We start from the raw sequence: 20,852 nt of genomic DNA, 5'->3' as shown, positions 1-20,852 counted from the left end.
ACATTATTATGAGATTGAGATTACGAGGAGGAAACCGCTATGAGCAAGATATACACATCCACCGATCAGCTGATCGGCAAAACGCCCCTGCTGGAGCTGGTCCATATCGAGAAGGAAGAGGGGCTGGAGGCCCGGGTCCTGGCGAAGCTGGAATATTTCAACCCCGCCGGGTCCGTCAAGGACCGGATCGCCAAGGCCATGATCGACGACGCCGAGGCCCGGGGCCTTTTGAAACCCGGCTCCGTCATCATCGAACCCACCTCCGGCAACACCGGCATCGGCCTGGCCGCCGTGGCCGCCGCCCGGGGCTACCGCATTATCATTGTCATGCCCGAGACCATGAGCGTGGAGCGCCGCCAGCTGATGAAGGCCTACGGCGCGGAGCTGGTCCTCACCGAAGGGGCCAGGGGCATGAAGGGCGCCATCGCCAAGGCCGGCGAGCTGGCCAAGGAGATTCCCGGCGGCTTCATTCCCGGACAGTTCGTGAACCCCGCCAACCCTGCCGCCCACAGGGCCTCCACCGGCCCGGAGATCTGGGAGGACACCGAGGGGAAGGTGGATGTCTTCGTGGCGGGCGTTGGCACCGGCGGCACCGTCACCGGCGTGGGAGCCTACCTGAAGGAGCGGAATCCCGCCGTGAAGGTCGTGGCTGTGGAGCCCGCCGCCTCTCCGGTGCTGAGCAAGGGGACCGCCGGGAGCCACAAAATCCAAGGCATCGGCGCGGGCTTCGTCCCGGAGGTGCTGGACACCGGCGTCTATGACGAGGTCATTGCCGTGGAGAACGAGGACGCCTTCGCCGCCGGGAAGCTGGTGGGCCGGAAGGAGGGCGTCCTGGTGGGTATCTCCTCCGGCGCGGCGGTCTGGGCGGCCATCCAGCTGGCCAAGCGGCCCGAGAACAGGGGCAAGACCATCGTGGCCCTGCTGCCCGATACGGGAGACCGTTACCTCTCCACGCCGCTGTTCCAGGATTGAGGGCTTCTAAAAATTCCGGCCCGGCACTGCGGACTTTTGGAAAGTCCGACAGATTTTCCCCCTTTCCTGGTTTTTCGTTGACAAAAGCGTTTTCAAGTGCTAATATACCAATCAACCAAGTATGTTAAAGGAGGCGCGCGCAATGCGTATTCGTGGTTTCCGAATGCAGGCTGGCATGTGCATGGGCATGATGAATGTCCAGCGTTCTTTGCGCTCACTTGCCGCCTGCCTGAAGTACCGAGGAATCGTTTGACCTGACGCGCCGCGCCGGTTTAACGACTGCCGGCCAAAGCGGGGAGCCGTGAGCTCCCCGCTTTTTTGCGTCTTAAAGGAGGGATTTGTTTGATTGAACTCAACCATATTTCCAAGGATTTTGGCAGCGGACCAGGGCAGGTCCACGCCGTCCGGGATGTGTCGCTTTCCATCGAGAAGGGGGAAATCTTCGGCATCATCGGCTTTTCCGGGGCGGGAAAATCCACCCTGGTCCGGTGTATGAACTTGCTGGAGCGGCCCACCGCCGGGACCGTGGCAGTGGACGGGCGGGAGCTGACCGCCCTGGCGGCAAAGGAGCTCCGGCAGGCCCGGAAGAAGATCGGCATGATCTTCCAGCACTTCAACCTCATGCCCTCCCGGACGGTGTTCGGCAACGTGGCCTACCCCCTCCGGGGCAGCGGCCTCAGCAAGGCGGACATCCGGGAGAAGGTCCAAAGGCTCTTGGACCTGGTGGAGATCGGGGACAAGGCGGGTGCCTATCCCCAGCAGCTCTCCGGCGGGCAGAAGCAGCGGGTGGCCATCGCCCGGGCCCTGGCCAACGACCCCAGCGTCCTCCTCTGCGACGAGGCTACCTCCGCCCTGGACCCCCAGACCACCAAGGCCATCCTCTCTCTCATCAAGCACCTGAACGAGACCCTGGGCATCACCGTGGTAATCATCACCCACGAGATGGCAGTGGTGAAGGAAATCTGCGACCGGGTGGCCGTCATGGAGGGGGGCCGGGTGGTGGAGCAGGGGGAGGCGTTCTCCATCTTTGCCAGGCCCAGGGAACCCGTCACCCAGAGTTTCATCCGTACCACCTCCAATCTCCAGAAGATCGAGGAGCTGATTGCCCAGGACTCTCCCATCGTCCGGCTCAAGCCCGGGGAACTCATTGTCCGGCTGAACTACGTGGAGCGGAGTCCCTCGGAGCCCGTGATCTCCGAGGCGTCCCGGCGGTTTGACGTGTCTCTGAACATTATTTTCGCCGACATCGAGATCATTCAGGGGGCACCCATCGGCGGCACGGTGGCCATCATCGGCGGGGAGCGGGAAAGGGTGACAGCGGCGGTGGAATACCTGATTGAAAAAAACGTGGGAGTGGAGGTGCTGAAGGATGCGCGAGACGCTAGTTAATTGGCTGCCCCACGTGATGGAGCGGCTTCCCGATCTGTGGGAGGCCCTGGCGGATACGCTGCTGATGGTGCTGTGGTCCGGGGCGGTCTCCTTCCTGCTGGGGATGCTTCTGGGGGTGCTGCTGACGGTGACGAGGCCAGGAAACATCCTGGAAAACCGCCCGCTGTACCAGATTGTGGACAAGGCCGTCAGTCTGTTCCGGTCCATCCCCTTCATCATCCTGCTGACCTGGGTGATGCCCCTGTCCCGGACCCTGATGGGGACGACGCTGTATGTCCGGGGCGCCATTGTGCCCCTGGTGTTCGGGTCCGTGCCCTTCTTCTCCCGGCAGGTGGAGAGCGCCCTGGCGGAGCTGGACCGCGGTCTTGTGGAGGCGGCTCTCTCCATGGGCTCCAGCCCCTGGGAGATCATCTTCCGGGTCTATCTCCGGGAGAGCGTTGCGGCTATTGCCCGGGGAACCACCATCACCCTGGTGAGCCTTCTGAACCTGACGGCTATGGCCGGCGTGGTGGGGGCCGGGGGCCTGGGGGATTTTGCCGTCCGCTATGGCCATGACCGGAACTGGGCCGACGTGACCAACGTGACGGTGGTGCTGCTGGTGGTCATCGTCTGTATTATTGAATTTATTGGAGGCCGGGTGGTCAGGAAGACCACCCACTAAGGAGGATGTACATGGAACTGCAAAGACGAAAGGTTGTCATCATCGGTGCGGGACACGTAGGCTCCCACGCGGGCTATGCCCTGCTGTCCCAGGGACTGGTGGAGGAAATCGTCTACATCGACATTGACCGCAAAAAGGCGGAGGCCCAGGCGCTGGACCTGTCCGACGCCACGGCATACCTGCCCAGCCACGCGGTTGTCCGGGCGGGGGACTATACCGACGCGGAAGACGCCCAACTGCTGATTGTCGCGGCAGGGCCCCTGCCAGACATGAGCAAGGGCCAGACCCGCATGGATACCCTGCGGCAAACCATTGAGGTTATGAAGGACGTGACGGAGGGCATCCGAATGTCCGGCTTTGCCGGAATCATATTGAGTATTTCCAATCCCGCCGACGTGATTGCCCACTACCTCCAGCACCAGCTGAACTGGCTTCCCCGGCAGGTCCTCTCCACCAGTACCACGCTGGATTCCGCCCGGCTCCGGCGGGCGATCTCCGAAGCGGTAGGTATTGACCGGAAGTCTGTCATTGCCTATGCCCTGGGGGAACATGGAGAGAGCCAGATGGTCCCCTGGTCTGCCGTCAGCATCGCGGGAAAGCCCCTGTCCCAGCTCCGGGAAGAGCAGCCGGACACGTATGGCAAACTGGACCTGGAGGCCATTGCCGCCGCCGGGCGGGCCGGGGGATGGACGATTCTCGGTGGAAAGGGCTCCACGGAATTCGGCATCGGCGCGTCCATTGCCGAGGTGGTCCGGGCTATTTTCCACGACGAAAACCGAATTCTCCCGGTATCCGTGCTTCTGGAGGGAGAATACGGCCAGCGGGACGTCTACGCCAGCGTCCCGGCTGTGCTGAACCGGAACGGCGTTGCCGGTATCATCGAATTGGCGCTTACTCCGGAGGAGCAAGAGCGGTTCAACACCTCTTGTGAAACCATGCGGGACAATTTCCGTCTGTCCCTGACGCTATGACAAACATCATTTATTGGAGGAAATTATCATGAACATCAAGAAAACTCTGAATGTCGCGTTCTCCGCCGCCCTGCTGCTTCTGACCTTGGCCTCCTGCGGAGGAGGCGTCCCCGCCGGGGCCCCTGACAGCTCCAGCGGTTCCGCTCCTTTGTCCGAGTCCGTCACGGTGACCTTGGGCGTTGTGGGCGCGATTTACGAAGACCTGTGGAAGCCTGCCCAGGAAGCGCTGAAAGCGGAGAACATCAATCTGGAATTCGTCCAGTTCTCCGACTACGTGCCCCCCAACAACGCCCTGGCCAACGGAGACATCGACCTGAACGCCTTCCAGCACCGCATTTACCTCCAAAGCGAGATTGAAAGCTATGGCTATGAGATTCAAACCATCGGCAACACCTTTATCATCCCGCTGAACCTCTATTCTCAGAAGGTCTCCTCCGTGGAAGAGCTGAAGGACGGCGATGTGGTGGCCATTCCCGATGACCTGACCAACGGCGGCCGGGCCCTGAAGGTCCTGGAGGCGGCGGGCCTCATCAAACTCAGCGACGCGGCGGGTTTCAATCCCACTCTGGAGGACATCGAGTCTTACAATGTAGGAATCACCATCGAGGAGCTGAAAGCCAACGTCATCCCCTCGGCCCTGCCGGATGTGGCCGCCGCCGTGGTAAACGGAAACTATGCCCTGGACTTCGGCCTGAAGACCGACGAGGCGATTTACAAAGACAGCGTGCTGGACGTGGAGGAATATTGGAACCTGATTGCCGCCCGGACCGCAGACCTCAGCGACCCCGCCAAGGTGGAGACCTATCAGAAGGTGGTCGAGGCTTTCCAGAGCGAGGCCACGGAGAAGGTCTTTAACGAGGACTACGGCGGGTACTTCATTAAAGTCGGCTGGGACCAGGACCTGCTGGCCCGGTAACCGGACATCCGGGGAGCCCCTTTCCAAGCGGGGAGGAGCTCCTCTCAAACAGGAGGAATTGACTATGCAGATCGAACGGCAGGCCCTGCGGGACGTCATCGGCGACGCGTCTCGCCTGGCCTTTGACAGCATCCCCCCGGAGTACCTCACCGACGCCCTGGGCCGCCTCCACGGCCAGGCGGAGGCGTTGGCCTTCCCACTCTCCACGGAGGAGGTCAGCGGTGTCCTGCGTTATGCCCATGAGCATCAAATTCCCGTCACGCCCCGGGGGGCGGGCACCAATCTGGTGGGGTCCACCGTGCCCCTCCAGGGCGGGATCATTCTGGACCTCTCCCGGATGAACCGGATTCTGGAGCTGGACCGGGATACCCTCACCGTCACCGTGGAGCCGGGCATCCTGCTCCAGGACCTTCAGGCCTATGTGGAGGGGGAGGGGCTCTTCTATCCGCCAGACCCCGGCGAGAAGGCCTCCAGCCTGGGGGGCAACATCAGCACCAACGCCGGGGGGATGCGGGCGGTGAAGTACGGCGTCACCCGGGATTACGTCCGGGGCCTGGAGGCAGTTCTCTGTGACGGCACCGTCCTCCGAGTGGGGGGCAAGCAGGTGAAGGATGCCAGCGGTCTGAGCCTCAAGCATCTGCTCATCGGCTCCGAGGGCACCCTGGCGGTCATCACGAAGTGTGTCCTCCGCCTCCTGCCCAAGCCGGAAACCTCCGTCAGTGTCCTGGTGCCCTATGGGGACCTGGGCACGGGTATCTGCGGCGTCCTGACCATCCTCCAGGCGGACGCGAATCCCACGGCGGTGGAGTTCATGGAGCGGAAGGTGGTGGCCCTGGGCGAGGAGTTCTCCGGCGTGAAGTACCCCTGTCCCCAGGCGGGAAGCTATATCCTCCTGACCTTCGACGGGCGGAAGAGCGAGGTAAAGGCCAACCTGGAGCGGGTCCGCACTCTGGCCCTGGCCAACGGGGCGATAGACTATGTGGTGCTGGAGGACCCTGCCCGGGCGGCGGACGTCTGGAAAGTCCGGGGGGCTCTGGTGAAAGCCGTGGAGGCCGTCAGCGAGCAGGAGCCCGTGGACATCGTGGTGCCCATCAGCCGCACGGCGGACTTCATCGCCTTCGTCAACGAGCTGGAGGCCGCCTCCGGCGTGCGGATGGTCAGCTTCGGCCACGCCGGAGACGGCAACGTCCACCTGTGCGTGGTCCGGGGGGACCGGGATGACGAGACCTGGGAGCGGGACCTCCACGCCGTCATGGACCAGGCCTACCACAAGGCTTATGAGCTGGGAGGCGTGGCCTCCGGGGAGCACGGCATCGGCGTCTCCAAGCGGCGCTATTTCCTCCGGGAGTCCGTCAAGGAAAACCTCATTGTTATGAATCAGATCAAGGATGCCCTGGATCCCCTGCACATCCTGAACGACCAAAAATCCTACATTGGAGGGCACGACCATGCAGAGCCTGTCTGAGCGCACCGCCGGTTTTACCGACTCGGTAATCCGCCGCATGACCCGCATTTCGAATCAGTACGGCGCGGTGAACCTCTCCCAGGGCTTCCCGGACTTTGAGCCGCCCCGGGCTATCCTGGACCGGCTGGCAGAGGTCAGCCAGGAGGACTTCCACCAGTATTCTATCACCTGGGGGGCCCAGAACCTCCGGGAGGCCCTGGCGGCAAAGCAGTCCCGGTACATGGGCTTCCCCATCGACCCCAACGGGGAGATCACCGTCACCTGCGGCAGCACGGAGGCCATGATGGCCGCTATGATGACCGTGGCCAACCCCGGAGACAGGGTGGTGGTCTTCTCGCCCTTCTACGAGAACTACGGGGCGGACACTATTCTCTGCGGCGCGGAGCCCATCTACGTGCCCCTGACGCCGCCGGACTTCCGCTTTGACCCGGAGGTCCTGGAGGACGCCTTCCGCCAGAAGCCCAAGGCCCTGATTCTCTGCAACCCCTCCAACCCCTGCGGGCGGGTCTTCACCCGGGAGGAGCTGGCGGTCATTGCCGCCCTGGCGGAGAAATACGACGCCTATGTCATAACCGACGAGGTTTATGAGCACATCGTCTACGCCCCTCACCGGCACACCTACTTCGCCGCTTTGCCCGGGATGCGGCAGCGGACCATCTCCTGTTCGTCGCTCTCCAAGACCTACTCCATCACCGGCTGGCGGATGGGGTACACCATCGCCCCGCCGGAGATCACGGACCGGATCAAAAAGGTCCACGACTTCCTCACCGTGGGCGCGGCGGCCCCCCTCCAGGAGGCGGTCATCCCCGGATTGAACTTCGGCCAGGACTATTACGATGGCCTCCTGGCGGAGTACACCCACAAGCGGGACCTGTTCCTGAGAGGGCTGGACGATTTGAAGATCGCCCACAACACGCCGGAGGGGGCCTACTACGTCCTGCTGGACATCTCCGAGTTCGGCTATGACAGCGACCTCCAGTTCTGCGAGGACCTGGCGGAAAAGGTGGGCGTGGGAGCCGTCCCCGGGTCCAGCTTCTTCCGGGAGCCGGTGAACCACCTGCTCCGCTTCCACTTCGCCAAGCGGGATGAGACTCTGCTGGAGGCCCTGAACCGGCTGGAGTCTTTGCGGGAGAAAATTCCGCCAAAGGGAAAAGGAGTTGAGTGTATATGCGGAATCTGAAAAAGGCACTGGAACGGGAGAGGTCCTACCTGGTTGAGCTGCGGCGGGACTTTCACCGGCATCCCGAGCTGGGCCTGTGTGAATTTCATACCGCGAAGCGGATCGAAGAAGAATTGGAGCGTTTCAGAATTCCCCATCGGCGGGTGGGAGAGACCGGTGTTCTGGGCATTTTGCGCGGAGACGGCCTGGGAACGGGCACGATCGTCCTGCGCGCTGACATCGACGCTCTGCCCATTCAGGAAACCAATCCGGTAGAGTACTGCTCCCAGACTCCCGGCATCATGCACGCCTGCGGTCACGATGCCCACACCGCCTGCCTGCTGGCTGCGGCCAAGCTGCTGTCGGAGCGCCGGGCGGACTTCGGCGGAGAGGTGCGGCTTGTCTTCCAGCCCGCCGAGGAAATTGGACAAGGGGCACGGCCTTTTGTGGAGGCGGGCGTATTGGACGGGGCAGACCGAGTGTTCGGCATCCACACGGCCTCGGACCTGCCCAGCGGGACCATCGGATTAAAGCCGGGGCTGAACAATGCCGCTGTAGACCACTTCCGAATCATGATCCTGGGAAAGTCCGCCCATGTGTCCACCCCGCAGCTGGGGGCCGACGCTCTCTATATCGCCAGCCACACTGTGGTCGCACTCCAATCCCTGGTCACGCGGCTTACCTCGCCGGTGGAGCCGGTTATCATTGGCGTTGGAAAGCTGGTGTCAGGAACCGCCTATAACGCCCTGGCGGAAACCGCCGAGCTGGAGGGGACGACCCGGTCGGTCTCTCAGGAGAGCCGGGAGAGGATACGGGAACTGGTTTCCAGAACTGTCTCCGGCATCTCGGACCTCTATGGCGGGACTACGGAGATCCAATGGACAGATTTTGCCCCACCTTTAATCAACGATCCCCAGGTGTGCCTGGAGGCGGCGGAAGCTGTGGAGGCACTGCTGGGTGAAGGCAGGACTGTTACAGATCGGGAACTGTCCCTGGGGGGCGATAATTTCGCAGAGTTTCAGATTCATACCCCTGGCGCGTATGCGTATTTGGGAACAGGAAACGCCGCCTATCCCCATACATTGCTGCCGAACCATAACGGCGGCTTTGATGTGGATGAAGAAGCCCTGATTCTGGGCGCGGGGCTCTATGCTGGGTATACTTTCTTTAAGCTGGCAAAACGTACATAGAGTGATGCTTAAAAGAGAAAGCAAGGTCGACCCTCTTTTAAAAATCTGGCCTTATAGCCAAAAGGAATGTGTTATGGGAAAATAGTTAGCCGATTGCGAAACTTCAAAAAGTGAGCAGTAATAAGGTTTTGAAGTTTCAAATATAACTGACGTTCCTCCACAAATCTGGTATCATTACAGAAGAAAAAGCAGCAAGGAAACCAGCAGCATAGAGGAAAAGTCATGCGAGAGAAATACGAGCAGATGTCGTTGTTAGACACCTACAAGAACATAGAGGAGCGGCCGGAACATAACAAACCATAATTGTTCCTGCTGTTGGATAAACATCTGGATTGGAAAGAAATCATCCCAGGTAATTTTGAGTTGGTTCCAGCGGTGAGGACAGTCCTCGAGCTATCCCCCGCAAACAGAAAAAGGACCTTTTTCGATAAAACGATGAATGTGGCCCACCTTTTATTGGACGGTTCCCTTGCGGTAACAGGCGGAATCGTCAATTCGGCAATTCAAACCTATGCTCTGATGAGAGAGCATCAAAACAAGGAAACGGGCATTCGCCGTGATTACATTATTGAGAACTTTGGCGCCAAAGGCAAACAGTGGGGGGCAAAATTAGCGAAAAATAAGCGGGACACCGCATAACAATAAAAGGGATCATGATTCGTTCGCAAACGGCTCTGTCCGCCCCAAATACTGGCGAAATCTCACTTATAAGGAGACAAGGGATCATGATTCCCCTGTCTCCTTTTCTGTGCGGTTCAGCGGGCGATGCGGCATGAAAAATCACTTTATTGTGCCGCCTGGGTTATTTACTAGACAGCACAAGCAGAGATCACAATTTCATTTATTCATGGAGGTGCGTATAGCTCTAGGGCTATTCGCACCTCTCCTTTTTTTCGACATTTTTCTGCAAAGTTCCCTATCAAATTTTAGAGAATTTTGCAGAAAACCGTCGAACAAATCCACTGTTTTTTACAACAAACCGGCTTTTCCCTCAAGTTACATGGGGAAAAGCAAAAAAATCTTACTTTCCACCGGAAAACGCCGTTTCCCATCCGCGTTCGCACGGTGGAGTCCCTATATAGCAAAGTATCCGTGATCCCCAATCTCAGGTCCCCGCAAATTCTGAGATTGGAGATCATAGAAATGCAAAAATGGCAGGAAAGCCGGAATTACCGGCGCGTCAAAGATGAAAACGGCAATGTTGTCGCCAATATCATCACGGTCGATGGCGTAGACGTGGAGGTTACGGAGGAAGTATTCCTCGCCTATTCCCAGATGGACCGCCGGGAACGGTATCTGGATGAACAGCAGGAAGAACACCCACAGGTTTCCTTGGAACTGCTAACCGCCCATGATGTTCCCATCGACTTGTATGCAACGCAGCACGAAATTTCCGCTGAAGAGTCCGCCATACAGAGGGAAGAGTGCGCAGAGGCTACCGTACATAAAGAGCGCCTCGCTTTGGCGCTTAGTTCGTTGAGCGCAGAGGAACGGGAACTCATCCAAGCCCTCTTTTTTGACGGCGAGTCTGTCCGGGAATACGCCAAAAGACTCGGCGTTTACCACCGGACCATTATTTACCGTCGAGACAAGTTGCTGGAAAAGCTGTACAAGAAAATATTTTCTTGAAAGGTTTTATCCACCCCACTGGTTTTTCGGGATAGGAGTGAGAGAGAAACACCACGACAAGGTGTTTCCGCCCGGTACGACTGCTTCCCACAGGAGGCCAATTTAATCGATATCCATGGCGAAAAGGCCATTCAATATATCGCCATCTCCGCGGACAACGCGGTGACGGCGACCTTCAAGGGATAGTGTAAACCGACCGGGAAAGGACAAATTATGGAACAGGCTGTACGAGAAAAACGAATACGTCTCATCCCCGCTACCAAGGAGAAAACGCCCACCGGAGGCCCCTCTGGGAGGAAGCTGCGGGTCGCCGCTTACTGCCGGGTCTCCACCGACAGCGAGGAGCAGCTCACCAGCTACACCTCCCAGAAGGAGTATTACACCCAGAAAATCGGGGAGAATCCCGATTGGGAATTTGCAGGAATTTTTGCTGACAGAGGCATCACCGGCACCAGCATGAAAAAGCGGGCGGAGTTCAACCGCATGATCGCCGCCTGCAAGCGGGGACGCATTGACCTGATCCTGACCAAATCCCTCTCCCGCTTCGCGCGGAATACGGTGGACTGTCTGGCCACCGTCCGTATGCTGCGGGGCCGGGGCATCGGGGTCCACTTTGAAAAGGAGAACATCAATACGCTCACGGAAGCCGGAGAATTTATGATCACGCTGTTCAGCGGCTTCGCCCAGGCGGAGAGCGAGTCCATCCGCAACAATGTGATCTGGGGCATTCTGAAAAGCCGGGAGGCTGGCAACGTGCCCTTCCAGTATACACGTCTGCTGGGCTATCGTCGGGGAGCGGACGGTGAGCCGGAGATCGACCCGGAGGAGGCGGAGGTGGTGCGGCGCATTTACCGCCGCTATCTGGACGGGGCCAGCATCTTTGGGATTCAGAGGGAACTGGAGCAGGACCACGTTCCCACCGCCACCGGGGTGAAGCAGTGGTCCTGGCAGACGATTCGCAATATTCTCATCAACGAACGCTACATCGGAGACGCCCTGCTGCAAAAGACCTACACCACCGACTGCATCAGCAAAAAAATCGTGCGGAACACCGGCGAGTTTCCCATGGTTTATGTGGAAAATAATCATCCGGCGATTATCTCCAGGGATATGTTTTATCAGGTGAAGGCGGAGATGGCCCGCCGGGCCAGCAAACGGAAGGTGATGCAGAAGACCGGCAAGACGGAGCAGGGGAAGTATTCCTCCAAGTACGCTCTCAGCGAACTGCTGACCTGCGGAGAGTGCGGGACGCCCTACAAGCGCTGTACCTGGGCCAGGAACGGCAAAAAGCGGATTGTCTGGCGGTGTGTTTCCCGCCTGGAATTCGGGAAGAAATACTGCCATGACTCGCCCTCGCTGGACGAGGATAAGCTCCATCGGGCTATCGTGGCCGCTCTGAACGAGTACGGCGCCATCCGGGCCGAGATAAAGGCCGGGGTCCTGGAGCTGGCGGGGCTGGCCCAGAGCCACGACAGGGCGGATGGGGTAAGCCTCCTGGAGCTGAAGCAGCGGCTGGACGCTCTGACGGCGGAACAGGCCGTGCTGCTGGACAAGGTGCTGGAGGACATGGACAGCCTGGAACTGAATGCCCAGCTCGAGGCGGTGACGGCGGAGAAGCAGGAGATTCTGGATCAGATGCAGGCTCTTGAAGAAGACAAAAGCCAGCGGAACCTCCGGGCCTCCAGGCAGCGGGAGATGGAGGCGTGGCTGGACCAGCAGCCGATGTGCTTCACGGAATATGATGATACGATTACCCACAAGTTTATAGAGCGGATCACGGTGGTGGACGCCGGCACCATTCGGGTCAAAATCAGGGATGTTGATGTGGTGATCAGTGAAGGGCTGTGCTGAGTGAAAGCATGAGGAAAGAGCGCAGGACCGGAGAGGCAAACGCCGACTCCGATCCTGCGCTCTTTGTTTATGCCCAAAAACAGCCGAAACCATTGTGCTGCAACGGTTTCGGGTCTGCATCTTTTTCCCCCACGCAAGGAATGTTAAGTTGACGAAATTTATATATAAAAAGTTGCAAGATAAGCGTTAAACAGCAAAAAACGCGCGGAATTTTAGAAATAAAATTTCGCGCGTTTTTGATAGTTCAGAGAACCATCCTTTAATAACTAATGTAGCAAAATCGCATTTGCCACTCATAGGCCAATTTAATCATGTGTACTTATGCGCAGCCGAAAGCTGTGCATTTTTATATATTTGCTATATGGATTGAAATTTTAGGAGGATCGTGATACCATGGATACAACAAGAAGCGAACAAATCAAAGCAGGATTGCAGAAGAGTTTTCGGAGCGGGAAATCATCTAAAGCGTCTACAGTATGCTATGGCTACAGAATAGACTCGAAAGGTAAACTTAAGATCCACCCTAATGAGGCTACCCATGTGGTTTACATCTTTGAGAGGTTTGCTGCTGGCGACAGCCTCGGGAAGATTTCCGATGGATTGTTTTTAATGGATGTCCCTTCACCCACTGGAAAGGAAATCTGGAGCAAAGAAACCATTTCGAAAATTCTTAGCAATGAAAAATACGCCGGAGATGTTATTTTAGGTAAAACCCAGGTTAAAAATGGTATACAAGTCAAAACCATTGATCTTTCAACCAAGACTACTTTAACAAACCATCATCCGGCAATCATTTCAAAGGAACTGTTCGATTCCGTTCAAAAAGAAAAAAGCCGTAGACATCGTTTGCGTGAGAGATAGAAAAATGTGAAAAGGGGACGTATGGGTACTACCAGAATTATCCCTCCCAAAGCCAATTTCCCATCCAAATTAAAGGTGGCAGCATATTGCCGGGTCAGCACCAACGCCGCTAAACGACTATCAAGTTTGGCAATGCAGGAACAATATTACGAGAAGCATATTAAGCAAAACCCAGACTGGATTTTTGCGGGAGTATATTCCGACATTGGCAGTGGAACGCGAATAAAGGGCAGAAATAGATTTAAAGCGTTACTTTCCGCATGTCGACATGGCAAAGTGGACATGATTCTCATAAAATCAGCTCATCGTTTTGCACGTAATACGGTAGACGCCTTAAAAACGATTCGGATGCTGAGAAGCCGGAATATTGATATTTATTTTGAGCGGGAGAATATCCATACTCTCTATGAAAGCTCCGAATTTGTGCTGATGCTGGTCTGTGCCCTGGCACAGGATGAGAGTTACTCCAAAAGTGAGGATATCAAATGGGGTCTGCGCAAGTCATTTCAGAATCCAGATTCCAAATACTATCAGCGAGTATGCTATGGATATACCCATGACCAGGATGGGAATCTCATCATTCATGAGGAACAGGCAGAAATTGTTCGATTGATCTATGAGATGTTTGCATCAGGAGTCAGCCTTGCAAGGATATCTGCATATCTAGAGGATATGGGCATCCTTTCGCCAAGAGGAAAGGAAGTTTGGAGCAAAGAAACTTTGCGGAAAATCCTCAGTAATGAGAAGTACATGGGCACTGTAACCTTGCAAAAGACATTTGTCGAAAATCATCTGGAACATAAGCAAATCAAAAATATAGGACAATTAGATATATTTCAAATCGATTGCAACCATAAACCCATCATATATGTAGATAGCTGAACTCAAGAAACAGGCGCTTGTTGAGTTCAAAGATGGACATTTCAATAAAATTAATCAAACCGAAATTATACTTGGCTTGACTTAGAGAATCTTTCCCCATCCGTGAGCAGACAATTGTTTGGCTGCTCACGGATGAGTTTTCCTCTGCTTGCAATGCGTCCAAGATTCGACAAGGCTGGTTTATACACGTATGATGTTTCCATCACGCATAAGGAGGCATCACAAATGCAAGACCTGCAAGACTGGATCTCGCGGTATCTACTGGACTGCAAGTACCAAAAGGACCTTGATTTAAAGACCTTAAAGGCTTATCGAATTGACTTAGAGCAGTTTTCCGCACTTATCGCCCAAAATGATTTGGAGCTGACTCGCGAGGGGCTTATGGAGTACATCTCCGATTTGCATCAAAAATATAAGCCGAGGACAGTCAAGCGCAAAATTGCCAGCGTCAAGGCATTCTGCGGTTATTTGGAGTATGAAGAGATAGTGAGGGAAAATCCATTTTCACGGCTTCGGCTGAAGCTGAATCCGCCTCTGATCCTGCCCAGAACGATTCCACTGCCAGTGATCGAAGCAATCCTGACAGCCGCGTATCAGGCGAGGGAAGAAGCGAGAACGTCCGAACAGCAAAAATCCGTCCTTCGGGATATTGCTGTTTTGGAGTTGCTGTTTGCAACGGGAGTTCGGGTGTCCGAACTATGTGCACTTCAATACGGGGATGTGCGGCTGGAAGAAGGTGAGATCAAGATCTATGGGAAAGGGGCAAAGGAGCGATTTGTGCAGATTGCAAATCCGGATGTTCTAAATGCACTTTGTCGTTATCAGGCAGCCTATAAAGAGGATATAGAACAGGCCGGTACTTTTTTTATCAACAGGGCTCGAAGGCCCCTTTCAACCCAGTCAGTTCGAGCCATTGTCAATAAGTACAGTGCGCTAGCTGGCGTAAAAAACCATATCACGCCGCATATGTTTCGTCACTCCTTCGCAACGCTGCTGTTGGAAGAGGGCGTTGATATTCGCTATATCCAACAGCTACTCGGACATAGTTCCATTGTAACAACGCAAATCTACACCCATGTAGCAGGTAGAAAGCAGCGCGACATCCTCTCCGAAAAGCACCCCAGAAACAAAATACATTCTGTGTGATAAAAGACGGGTATGCCGTAGATTCGGCGTACCCGTCTTAATCATGGGAAGAACTAAGGATAATACTCGATTATCAAGCGTTTCAGGTGTTCACGATAATCCCGGATTATCTAGTAATCAGATATTCAAGATTATATGATCGACTGTTTGGCTTCGTTTGCAATGTACCCAAAGTGGAGCGTTTATTTTCTTGGCTACTGAAAGGATTTTTGTTATGGATAACATATTTTCTTGGCAGAAAAAAGATTACAAACGGCTCTGTGAGGCATTTATGCCGGGCTCTAAAATCTTGTTTATACATGGCCGAGATTTTGAGTCACCCTACCATGTGCTAACTTCATTTCACACGCAGTTATCCGAACAAGAACACGTGCTATTTGAGATTAATATGGTTTCCCCGTACCTGTCACACCCTTTCTTGCCTTTCGCTCAGGCAGCAAACCGGGTTTTGAGACAAAAACAGGCATCCAAGCCGCTTCTACCGTGCATTGTGAAGGATATCACCCAATCTGATACTGCGGCGGCTATTGTAGAGAACATTGTAAATGAGCGGCATTTTTCCACATCGCTGAATCAATATGAAACCGAGCTTCTGGTTCAACTGGAGAACGCTACAAATGGAGGCACCCCTGTTTTCTCATTCCGCGGATATCCCCTTTTCGACGCGAACTCTCAGAATCTCGCTGTCCTCTTGGTTTCTGGCCTGTTAAATGATGATTTTCCCTTTTTGAAGAACGCAAAATTTTTGTTTGTATGTGAGGCCGAGGATTCTTCCGTTTCATTTCAGCGCATAAAGCAAATGGAGCATACGGACATTTTCCTCTCTGATCCACAGCAGGAGGATATGGAGGAAATTCTTGCGGAGATTTCTCCTGAATTGTGTTTACTTCCGGAGGAGCGGGAAAAATTATTTTACTTATCCGGAGGGCGTTTGTCTGTTATTGATATTCTTTCGCGGTACCTGGCTTCAAAAGGGCAGACCTCAATTGATGGCTCTGCTCAGGAAGTGGTGGATGCCACTTTAGCGGATCGCATTTCTCATATGGGGGAACTCGGAGCCACGCTGGAATCCGTTCTGGAGTTTGCTGCCAATATCGGAAACACCTTTTACATTCCCTTACTGAAACAGGTCGTTGACGCTTCCACCTGCGATTTGGCTTTGAGAAAGAGCGATCAGGAATTTTTTACGAAGTGCGGTCAGGACAGCGGTAAATTTGTCTGCCGCGAGATTTGGGATTTCTTCTATGCCTGTCCTGATGAGAATCGAAAGCGTGAAATTGCATATGCGCTGGAACGGGCGATCTATTACTTTGACCCGTATGATTACCTGACCCGCGCACACTACCTGGAGCAGGCTGAAAACATTCGAGATGCCTGCGAATTGTACTTTTTCGCCTACAACTCTATTGTTCAAGAAGGGCTTGCGCCGGAAGCGGATCTAGAAAACAGGATCATCGCGTTAAGTATGCAGTGCGGGCTGAACAACTACTGGAATTCCTTGTTCCAGGCTTATGGGGCTATGGACAGTCTCGATTATAAAAGCTGTGTTGAGATATTGGACAACATGGGCGGTTCGCTTACTACGCGGCTACTTCTTCTTAAGGAATATTTGACCGGGCTTTGCTTGCACAGATTGGGAAATACCCTCGACCACCAGCGGGAGGCCATGCTTTCTATACAGGCAGCTACTGAGTATGCGCGTAACATCGAGGATGGAATTTGGTGTGACTGCCAAATGATACTACTGTCTCTTTTGGTAAACAGCAACGGAGACATCTATGCGGCAAAACGCATCTGCAAAGAGCTTACTTATTATTATACGCAGAAAAATTATGCGCCGTTTGCTCAGAAGGGGCTTTACGCATTAAAACGGAAATGGAGTGCGCTCTACTCTGTGGAGAGGGCCACTCAAAAAACGGAGGACAGCGTATTATATTTCAGGAATGGGCTTTATCCATCCCAATACTTAATGGCGCTCAATAACCATGCGGCGAACCTGATCGTGCTTGGCAACTATACGGAAGCTATAAAATATCTCAACGAGGCCATAGGTGCGCTCCAAAAATTTCAGGCTGTGCGCGTCAATCGGATGTACTTGCTGAGCAATTATTGCTTATGCGCAGTGCTTTCTGAAACGTTGTCTCCGGCAGATGTCTATAAAAAGCTCCTTCCAATTATGGCTCAGAGAGAGTTCGGGGATTGGACGATCATTTTCCAGATGAATTGCGCCATTTACATGGCCCTTGCCGGAGAAATTGACCGGGCTGAGGAGAACCTACGCACGTTGGAAAAGGTCAGCTTGGAGCTCTGCGATGATTATTATTTGTTCTATGTATATGCAAATCTAGCCGCAGTGCTTTATCTGCAGGGTAGGCGCACAGAAGCCGTTTCCCTGCTGCGGGAAAACTGTTCAAAGCCTCCTCTGCTGTTTAAGGCGACGGAAAAAACGTACCTGGAGGAGCGGTCAAAAAAATGGATTTCTGCGATGGAATCTGTTGATATCAAAGACCCTAAAGCCTTTGACACGTATCTCCTGGACAGGCATCCCCCAACAACGCAATGGGCTTTTATTGGTCGGGGATTTCTTTACTCTGATATTCAGTTTTGGTCTGAACCATGAAATCGGCTGGATACCGGAAGTACATAGCGGGTCACCATCGGCTTAAACCCGGCTTTCTCATAGAGAGTGGAGGCCGGAAGACCGTACCAGCACTCACACTCGATCCGCTTTTTATACCTGCGGCATAAATACCGAAGGAAGAATCCCCCTATGCTATAATGACGGGCATTGGGTCTAATGTAAATACCATGCACAAACAGAATAGAGGTGTCATCCACAGCGGAAACCTGCTCCTCTACCTGTGCCATGCCAACAATCTCGCCGTCTACCAGGAATATGAAATTATCGCGTGCCGACGCGGTAGATAGGGCCTGCTCCAGGGTGTACTGTAGCAGTTCTTTGTCGTTGATGCCAATTTGGGCGGCGTATTCTAAATGGTATTGCATCAGGTCCATCTTCAGATTCCCTAAAGTCAGAAGGTCCTCTTGGTTATATACCTGTTTGATGCGCAACATCATATCACCCTTTTTCCACTGTGGCTGACAGCAGGGTTTTTGCAATATGCTCTGGTGACAGCCCCAGTATTTGAAATGCAGAATTTACTGAACTATGATCAACAAAATGGGGATTTGTCGAAACGTCCGTTACATAATAGTAGCCATCGGGCCTTACTCGAAAATCGACTCGACACAGTCCTTCCATACCAAGAATCTGGGCAGTTTCAGCAGCACACAGGCATAATTCTTTGGATATTTCATATTTCTCAGATGCAAAATCATAAAAGCCATATTGATCGAAATAAATTCGCTCATAATTTAGTATCTCATGCTCCAAATCATGTTTTCCGTCCACTGAAATTCCAATCGGAGGCAACTGACATATCGCACCATTGACACAAAGTAGGGGAACTTCGATCTCATAGCCGGTAATGAACTCCTGTGCTATGATTGGCTGGTGCTGCTGCTCCATCCGCTGGAAAATGAATTGATCAGTCTGCGGGGTATAAAATTGTATAGATGTATCGTCAATACCAATGCTGGCAGACTCGTAAATTGGCTTTAATAAAACCTGCATATTCAGAGGTGGGTGCCGTTCCATGAGCCAGCCGTTGGAATACAGCCATGTCTGAGGAACTCTGATTCCCGCTTGAGCTAAAATTTTATTGACATGATACTTATGACGACATAAGGAGACGACGTAGGAATTCGACCCAGTACAAGGTATTCCATGCAGATTGCAAAAAGCTGGTACAAGGGATTTTCTTCCCGGGCCTGCCCCGCTTTGTGCCGCATTATATACCAGGAGGTTTGGCGGCATATGCTCTATTACATAGCGGAAAAAGTCGTCCTCATATGTAAAATAATCTGTAACAAGGCCAAGCGAACTGAACATGGAAACAACCTGTTCAAATTCATCGTCGGAAAAATATTCCGTATCCATATTGAACAGGCCATGGATTTTGGCTGCATTTGGATTTGTTTTGGTATTGCACACAAGTATCAAATGCTTACCATCTAGCTTTTTTTCCGCATCCGCCCATAGCCTTTCTAAATCCAGCTCATGCATACAACTAACCTCTTCCTCTATACGAACATTCTGCGTTGCTCTCAAAGTGGCAGATAATCCGGGATTATCGTGAACACCTGAAACGCTTGATAATCGAGTATTATCCTTACTTCGTTTTGGTATATCATACCACAATAGTTTAAAATATGCCATAATTATTTTTCAATTCGGCAATATCGACAAAAACTACAATATTCTGTTATCATTGAGAGAATAGGAACGTGGAGATTTGCCTAATTTGTATATAATCTAAGCATACAAAAGGAAAAGAGGCCAAAAGTGCTTATATGTCCACACTTTTGACCCTGCATCTTTTTCCCCCACACAGGGAATATCATAAATGAGTGGTACGCCAAGGACACCTCGAAGAAGATACGGGCGGTATTCCGCAATAAAGGTATGTCGGGCCAGCGGTTGGCAGTAAACGCCCCCTACGGCTATATAAAGGGCGAGGACGGGCATCTGTTGGTGGACGAGGAAACGGCTCCTGTGGTGGAGTTGATTTTCCAGTTATGTGTTGAGGGCAACGGCCCCGGCAAGATTGCCCGGATGCTGAAGGAGCGGGAAATCCCGACGCCTGGGACAATCACGTTTCAGCGCACGGGCCAGACAAGCCGCTACTTTCCGGACGACCCCTGCCGCTGGAACCCCGCCACCGTCCTGAGTATTTTGGGACAGGACGCCTATTTAGGCCGGACGACCAATTTCAAAACCACCAAGCTCTCCTATAAGAGCAAAAAGACGGTCATCAATTCGCCGGATAAATGGGCGGTATTTGAGGGCACCCATGAAGCGATTATCGACAAGGAGACATGGGAGATTGTGCAGAAAAGCCGGGAACACCGCCGCCGTCCAACCAAGATGGGAGAAATGGGGTTGTTCTCCGGGCTGGCCTATTGTGCCGACTGCGGCGCGAAGCTGTACCACCACCGCAGTATCACGTTGACGAAAGAGCAGGAGAGTTACATCTGCTCAAACTACCAGTCAAGAAAGAAATGTACTGCCCACTATATCCGGGCCGTGGTTTTAGAACAGCTTGTACTCCAAAATCTCCAACGTGTTGTTGCCTACGACCAGGAGGACGAGAACGAGTTTGTGCGGCGCGTGATGGAGAACAAGACCGCCGTACAGAGGGCAGAGCAGGAGCAGGCCAAGCGCAAGCTGGAAAAGCAGGAGCGGCGAATCAGTGAGCTTGACCGTATCATTCAACAGCTCTATGAAGATCGTGTTTCGGGGGCGTTGAGCGCGGAGCGGTTTGCAAAGTTATCCGGGGGCTACGAGAAAGAGCAGGAGGAACTGAAGCAGTCCGCAAAGGAATTGCAGGCTATTGTAAACACGATTGAAACCCAGGCCGTCAATGTGCAGAGCTTTCTGAAGATTGTGCGGAAGTACACCGCGCCGACGGAGCTGACCCCGGCCCTGTTACGCGAGTTTGTGGAAAAGATCGTTGTCCACGCCCCGGACAAGTCCAGCGGCCATCGCACCCAGCGGATTGACGTGCATTACAATTTCATTGGCGAAATTGATTTTTCCCCGGAATACAGCCAGGTTAGCAGACAGACAACCGCATAACGCTACTGCATCATGCGGTTGCCTACCATATTCCTGAAATGTTCTTTATGCGTACTGTCCAT

The 20,852-nt window shown here is 53.8% G+C and carries 18 protein-coding genes; 16 read left to right on the top strand and 2 right to left on the bottom strand.

Annotation, left to right across the window (positions count from 1 at the left end; translation table 11 throughout):
* The first annotated feature begins 39 nt into the window (after positions 1-39).
* The 15 genes from cysK to QZ329_RS08400 all read left to right on the top strand — a co-directional run bounded on the left by cysK (position 40) and on the right by QZ329_RS08400 (position 17,712).
* The gene (cysK, locus tag QZ329_RS08470) at positions 40-972 is read left to right on the top strand and encodes a cysteine synthase A (protein WP_295751078.1); all 933 of its coding nucleotides are present in this window, start codon (positions 40-42) and stop codon (positions 970-972) included.
* Positions 973-1,314: 342 nt separating this feature from the next.
* On the top strand, positions 1,315-2,361 hold the full coding sequence (locus QZ329_RS08465; protein ID WP_295751075.1) for a methionine ABC transporter ATP-binding protein: 1,047 nt from the start codon (positions 1,315-1,317) through the stop codon (positions 2,359-2,361).
* On the top strand, positions 2,342-3,022 hold the full coding sequence (locus QZ329_RS08460; RefSeq protein ID WP_295751072.1) for a methionine ABC transporter permease: 681 nt from the start codon (positions 2,342-2,344) through the stop codon (positions 3,020-3,022). Before QZ329_RS08465 ends, QZ329_RS08460 begins: the two co-directional genes overlap by 20 nt.
* A gap of 11 nt (positions 3,023-3,033) precedes the next feature.
* Entirely contained in the window at positions 3,034-3,993 is a 960-nt protein-coding gene (locus tag QZ329_RS08455) for an L-lactate dehydrogenase (RefSeq protein ID WP_295751069.1), read from the top strand.
* Between the two features lie 28 nt (positions 3,994-4,021).
* Entirely contained in the window at positions 4,022-4,909 is an 888-nt protein-coding gene (locus QZ329_RS08450) for a MetQ/NlpA family ABC transporter substrate-binding protein (protein WP_295751066.1), read from the top strand.
* A gap of 64 nt (positions 4,910-4,973) precedes the next feature.
* Complete coding sequence (locus QZ329_RS08445; protein ID WP_295751063.1) at positions 4,974-6,374, top strand: FAD-binding oxidoreductase; 1,401 nt, start codon at positions 4,974-4,976, stop codon at positions 6,372-6,374.
* On the top strand, positions 6,358-7,554 hold the full coding sequence (locus QZ329_RS08440) for an aminotransferase class I/II-fold pyridoxal phosphate-dependent enzyme (protein WP_295751059.1): 1,197 nt from the start codon (positions 6,358-6,360) through the stop codon (positions 7,552-7,554). The genes QZ329_RS08445 and QZ329_RS08440 overlap by 17 nt, the downstream gene beginning before the upstream one ends.
* On the top strand, positions 7,542-8,723 hold the full coding sequence (locus tag QZ329_RS08435; protein ID WP_295751057.1) for an amidohydrolase: 1,182 nt from the start codon (positions 7,542-7,544) through the stop codon (positions 8,721-8,723). Before QZ329_RS08440 ends, QZ329_RS08435 begins: the two co-directional genes overlap by 13 nt.
* Before the next feature lie 303 nt (positions 8,724-9,026).
* Positions 9,027-9,362: a hypothetical protein gene (locus QZ329_RS08430; RefSeq protein WP_295751054.1), complete on the top strand. Its 336-nt coding sequence runs from the start codon at positions 9,027-9,029 to the stop codon at positions 9,360-9,362.
* A gap of 504 nt (positions 9,363-9,866) precedes the next feature.
* Entirely contained in the window at positions 9,867-10,352 is a 486-nt protein-coding gene (locus QZ329_RS08425; RefSeq protein WP_295751052.1) for a helix-turn-helix domain-containing protein, read from the top strand.
* A 213-nt stretch (positions 10,353-10,565) separates the two neighbouring features.
* Positions 10,566-12,203: a recombinase family protein gene (locus QZ329_RS08420; RefSeq protein ID WP_295751048.1), complete on the top strand. Its 1,638-nt coding sequence runs from the start codon at positions 10,566-10,568 to the stop codon at positions 12,201-12,203.
* A 393-nt stretch (positions 12,204-12,596) separates the two neighbouring features.
* Positions 12,597-13,064 carry a recombinase family protein gene (locus QZ329_RS08415; protein WP_295751044.1) on the top strand — a complete coding sequence of 156 codons (468 nt, stop codon included), beginning with the start codon at positions 12,597-12,599 and terminating at the stop codon, positions 13,062-13,064.
* A 21-nt stretch (positions 13,065-13,085) separates the two neighbouring features.
* Positions 13,086-13,946: a recombinase family protein gene (locus QZ329_RS08410; RefSeq protein WP_295751042.1), complete on the top strand. Its 861-nt coding sequence runs from the start codon at positions 13,086-13,088 to the stop codon at positions 13,944-13,946.
* A gap of 225 nt (positions 13,947-14,171) precedes the next feature.
* Positions 14,172-15,092 (top strand): tyrosine-type recombinase/integrase, encoded by a 921-nt coding sequence (locus tag QZ329_RS08405; RefSeq protein ID WP_295751039.1) that lies wholly within the window; start codon positions 14,172-14,174, stop codon positions 15,090-15,092.
* A gap of 214 nt (positions 15,093-15,306) precedes the next feature.
* Complete coding sequence (locus QZ329_RS08400; protein ID WP_295751037.1) at positions 15,307-17,712, top strand: hypothetical protein; 2,406 nt, start codon at positions 15,307-15,309, stop codon at positions 17,710-17,712.
* On the opposite strand, the gene QZ329_RS08395 is transcribed toward QZ329_RS08400, so the two are convergent.
* Together QZ329_RS08395 and QZ329_RS08390 are read right to left on the bottom strand one after the other, a co-directional pair.
* On the bottom strand, positions 17,691-18,170 hold the full coding sequence (locus QZ329_RS08395; RefSeq protein WP_295751034.1) for a GNAT family N-acetyltransferase: 480 nt from the start codon (positions 18,168-18,170) through the stop codon (positions 17,691-17,693). The genes QZ329_RS08400 and QZ329_RS08395 overlap by 22 nt on opposite strands.
* A 1-nt stretch (position 18,171) precedes the next feature.
* Entirely contained in the window at positions 18,172-19,218 is a 1,047-nt protein-coding gene (locus tag QZ329_RS08390; RefSeq protein ID WP_295751031.1) for a hypothetical protein, read from the bottom strand.
* 414 nt (positions 19,219-19,632) lie between these two features.
* Here QZ329_RS08390 and QZ329_RS08385 point away from each other — a divergent pair, with 414 nt between their 5' ends.
* A complete protein-coding gene (locus QZ329_RS08385; RefSeq protein WP_295751028.1) occupies positions 19,633-20,790 on the top strand; it encodes a DUF4368 domain-containing protein in 1,158 nt (385 codons plus the stop codon).
* Positions 20,791-20,852 lie beyond the last annotated feature (62 nt).

This window comes from uncultured Oscillibacter sp., assembly GCF_910579365.1.
Lineage (GTDB): Bacteria > Bacillota > Clostridia > Oscillospirales > Oscillospiraceae > Oscillibacter.
The sequence above is the reverse complement of the archived record's forward strand: the minus strand, read 5'-3'. Positions and strand labels throughout refer to the sequence as shown.

Excerpts from the sequence above, each read along its gene's own strand:
- QZ329_RS08390 (WP_295751031.1), bottom strand. The coding sequence starts at position 19,218 with ATGCATGAGCTGGATTTAGAAAGGCTATGGGCGGATGCGGAAAAAAAG.
- QZ329_RS08395 (WP_295751034.1), bottom strand. The coding sequence starts at position 18,170 with ATGATGTTGCGCATCAAACAGGTATATAACCAAGAGGACCTTCTGACT.
- QZ329_RS08405 (WP_295751039.1), top strand. The coding sequence starts at position 14,172 with ATGCAAGACCTGCAAGACTGGATCTCGCGGTATCTACTGGACTGCAAG.
- QZ329_RS08460 (WP_295751072.1), top strand. The coding sequence starts at position 2,342 with ATGCGCGAGACGCTAGTTAATTGGCTGCCCCACGTGATGGAGCGGCTT.
- QZ329_RS08450 (WP_295751066.1), top strand. The coding sequence starts at position 4,022 with ATGAACATCAAGAAAACTCTGAATGTCGCGTTCTCCGCCGCCCTGCTG.
- QZ329_RS08440 (WP_295751059.1), top strand. The coding sequence starts at position 6,358 with ATGCAGAGCCTGTCTGAGCGCACCGCCGGTTTTACCGACTCGGTAATC.
- QZ329_RS08400 (WP_295751037.1), top strand. The coding sequence starts at position 15,307 with ATGGATAACATATTTTCTTGGCAGAAAAAAGATTACAAACGGCTCTGT.
- QZ329_RS08415 (WP_295751044.1), top strand. The coding sequence starts at position 12,597 with ATGGATACAACAAGAAGCGAACAAATCAAAGCAGGATTGCAGAAGAGT.
- QZ329_RS08435 (WP_295751057.1), top strand. The coding sequence starts at position 7,542 with ATGCGGAATCTGAAAAAGGCACTGGAACGGGAGAGGTCCTACCTGGTT.
- QZ329_RS08445 (WP_295751063.1), top strand. The coding sequence starts at position 4,974 with ATGCAGATCGAACGGCAGGCCCTGCGGGACGTCATCGGCGACGCGTCT.
- QZ329_RS08455 (WP_295751069.1), top strand. The coding sequence starts at position 3,034 with ATGGAACTGCAAAGACGAAAGGTTGTCATCATCGGTGCGGGACACGTA.
- QZ329_RS08420 (WP_295751048.1), top strand. The coding sequence starts at position 10,566 with ATGGAACAGGCTGTACGAGAAAAACGAATACGTCTCATCCCCGCTACC.
- cysK (WP_295751078.1), top strand. The coding sequence starts at position 40 with ATGAGCAAGATATACACATCCACCGATCAGCTGATCGGCAAAACGCCC.
- QZ329_RS08410 (WP_295751042.1), top strand. The coding sequence starts at position 13,086 with ATGGGTACTACCAGAATTATCCCTCCCAAAGCCAATTTCCCATCCAAA.
- QZ329_RS08425 (WP_295751052.1), top strand. The coding sequence starts at position 9,867 with ATGCAAAAATGGCAGGAAAGCCGGAATTACCGGCGCGTCAAAGATGAA.